Genomic DNA, 2,606 nt, shown 5'->3' with positions numbered 1-2,606 from the left:
GACCGGGCAAACGGGGCAGGAACCACCCCCCTCCGACGTCCGGGAAGAGGCCGATGCCGGTTTCGGGCATGGCGAAGGTCGTGCGCTCGGTGGCGAGGCGGTAGCGGGCGGGGGCCGAGAGGCCGACGCCGCCGCCCATGGTGATCCCGTCCATCACCGCGATGACCGGCTTCGGATAGGAAAAGAGCAAATGATTCAATCGGTACTCGGTGAAAAAGAACGCGCGGGCCAGACGGCCGTCGTCGGCGCCGCTGTCGGCCAGCATGCGGATATCGCCCCCGGCGCAGAAGCCGCGGTCGCCGGAATGGTCGATCAGCACGGCCTGGACAGCCGGATCGCGGCGCCAGTCCGAAAGGACCGTTATGCAGGTCGAGCACATAACGGTCGTGAGGGCGTGGAGGGCCTGGGGCCGATTCAGGGTCAGCCGCCCCAGCCCGCCCTCGCGCCCGACTAAAATCTCGTCGCTCATCGTCCCAGAATCTCCCGGCTGATGATCACCCGCATGATCTCGTTGGTGCCTTCCAGGATCTGGTGGACCCGCAGGTCGCGGACGATCCGCTCGAGGGGATAGTCCTGGAGATAGCCATAGCCGCCATGCAGCTGGAGGGCCTGGTTGGCGATGTCGAAGCCGCCGTCGGTGGCGAAGCGCTTGGCCATGGCGCAGTAGAGGGTGGCGTCAGGGTCGCCGGCGTCCAGGGCGAAGGCGGCGCGGCGCACCATCAGGCGGGCGGCCTCCAGCTCGGTGGCCATGTCGGCGAGGCGGAACTGGAGGGCCTGGAAATCCGCCAGGGGCCGGCCGAACTGGCGCCGGGCGGCCAGGTGGGCCCGGGCGGTGTCGAGGGCCAGGCCCGCACCCCCCAGGGAGCAGGCGGCGATGTTGATGCGCCCGCCGTCGAGACCGGCCATGGCGAAGCGGAAACCCTCGCCCTCGGCGCCGATCCGGTGGGTGGCCGGCACCCGCACCCCGTCGAAGTGGACCATGGCGGTGGGCTGGGCGTTCCAGCCCATCTTGCGCTCCTGGGCACCGAAGGACAGGCCCGGCGTGCCCGCCTCGACCACGAAGGCCGAGACGCCCCGGGCGCCGCCCTCCCCCGTGCGGGCCATGACCAGGTAGAGGTCGGAGGTCCCGGCCCCGGAGATGAAGGCCTTGGCGCCCGTCAGCACATAGTCGTCGCCATCGCGCACCGCCCGGGTGGAGAGGGAGGCGGCGTCGGACCCGGCGCCCGGCTCGGTCAGGCAATAGCTGGAGAGCAGATCCATGGTGGCCAGCCGGGGCAGCCAGCGGTGGCGCTGGGCGTCATCGCCGAACCGGTCGATCATCCACGAGACCATGTTGTGGATGGAGATGTAGGCCGCCACGGACACATCGCCCCGGCTCAGCTCTTCGAAGACCAGGGCCGCGTCGAGCCGGCCCAGGCCCGAGCCGCCGACATCCTCGCGCACATAGAGCCCGGCAAAGCCCAGGGCCGCCGCCGCCCTCAGCGTCTGCACCGGAAACTCCCGGTCCGCATCCCAGCGGGCCGAGTGGGGCGCCAGCTCGGCCGCAGCGAAGGCGCGCGCCGCCGCCTGGATGGCCGCCTGGTCGTCGTTGAGCGCAAAATCCATCCGGCTCCCCCCCAATCGAGGCCACCCTGCCGTCTGGGGCCTGGCCCCCCATTCTGTCAATGTCGGCCTGTCAACGCCGCGCCCCCGGCCTGCGCGCCCCTTGCACCCTCCCCGCAATTGCGCGATGCCGCTGGGCATGAGCCCGACGCCCCTCGCCCCCTACCCCGCCCTGCGCCTGCGCCGCCTGCGCCAGGCCGACTGGATCCGCCGCCTGGTCCGCGAGACCGTGCTGACCCCCGCCGACCTGATCTGGTCGATGGTGGTGCACGAGGGCGAGGGCGAGGTGCCCGTGGCCTCCATGCCCGGCGTCAGCCGCCTGTCGGTGAAGGCCTGCGCCCGGGCCGCCGTGGAGGCGCGCAAGCTGGGCATTCCGGCCATCGCCATCTTCCCCCACATCGACGGGGCGCGGAAGGATGCCGAGGGCAGCCATGCGGCCGACCCGGGCGGGGTCATCCCCCGGGCGATCAAGGCCATGAAGGACGCCGCCCCCGAGGTGGGCATCATGTGCGACGTGGCCCTGGACCCCTTTACCACCCACGGCCACGACGGCCTGATCCGCGCGGGGAGGATCGCCAACGACCCGACGATTGAGCGCCTGGTGGCCCAGGGCCTGATGCAGGCGCAGGCCGGGGCCGACATCCTGGCCCCCTCCGACATGATGGACGGCCGCATCGGCGCCCTGCGCGGCGCCCTGGAGAGCGCCGGCCACCAGGACGTGATGATCATGTCCTATGCGGCCAAGTTTGCCTCGGCCTTCTATGGCCCGTACCGCGACGCCATCGGCTCGGGCAAGCTGGGCAGCGGGCCCGACGACAACCCGGCCGACAAGAAGACCTACCAGATGGACCCGGCCAACACCGAGGAGGCCCTGCGCGAGGTGGGCCAGGACCTGGCCGAGGGCGCAGACATGGTGATGGTAAAGCCCGGCCTGCCCTATCTCGACATTGTGCGCCGGGTGGTGGAGACCTATCGCGCCCCGACCTTCGCCTTCCAGGTCTCGG

General features: G+C 71.3%; 3 protein-coding genes. 1 reads left to right on the top strand and 2 read right to left on the bottom strand.

All coding sequences use genetic code 11. The features are described 5' to 3' along the window. On the bottom strand, positions 1-469 hold a 469-nt coding region (locus WCJ52_RS12615; protein WP_336903655.1), incomplete at its 3' end, for an enoyl-CoA hydratase/isomerase family protein. Continuing rightward, a complete protein-coding gene (locus WCJ52_RS12610; protein ID WP_336903654.1) occupies positions 466-1,605 on the bottom strand; it encodes an acyl-CoA dehydrogenase family protein in 1,140 nt (379 codons plus the stop codon). The genes WCJ52_RS12615 and WCJ52_RS12610, both read right to left, overlap by 4 nt. Positions 1,606-1,741: 136 nt before the next feature. Here WCJ52_RS12610 and hemB point away from each other — a divergent pair. Continuing rightward, on the top strand, positions 1,742-2,606 hold an 865-nt coding region (hemB, locus tag WCJ52_RS12605; RefSeq protein ID WP_336903653.1), incomplete at its 3' end, for a porphobilinogen synthase.

It is taken from the genome of Phenylobacterium sp. (assembly GCF_037138395.1).
In the GTDB taxonomy this organism is placed as follows: domain Bacteria; phylum Pseudomonadota; class Alphaproteobacteria; order Caulobacterales; family Caulobacteraceae; genus Phenylobacterium.
This window is presented reverse-complemented; position numbering and strand designations above follow the sequence as displayed.

Bases quoted from the DNA above. Each gene is read 5' to 3' on its own strand.
- WCJ52_RS12610 (WP_336903654.1), bottom strand. From the start codon at position 1,605: ATGGATTTTGCGCTCAACGACGACCAGGCGGCCATCCAGGCGGCGGCG.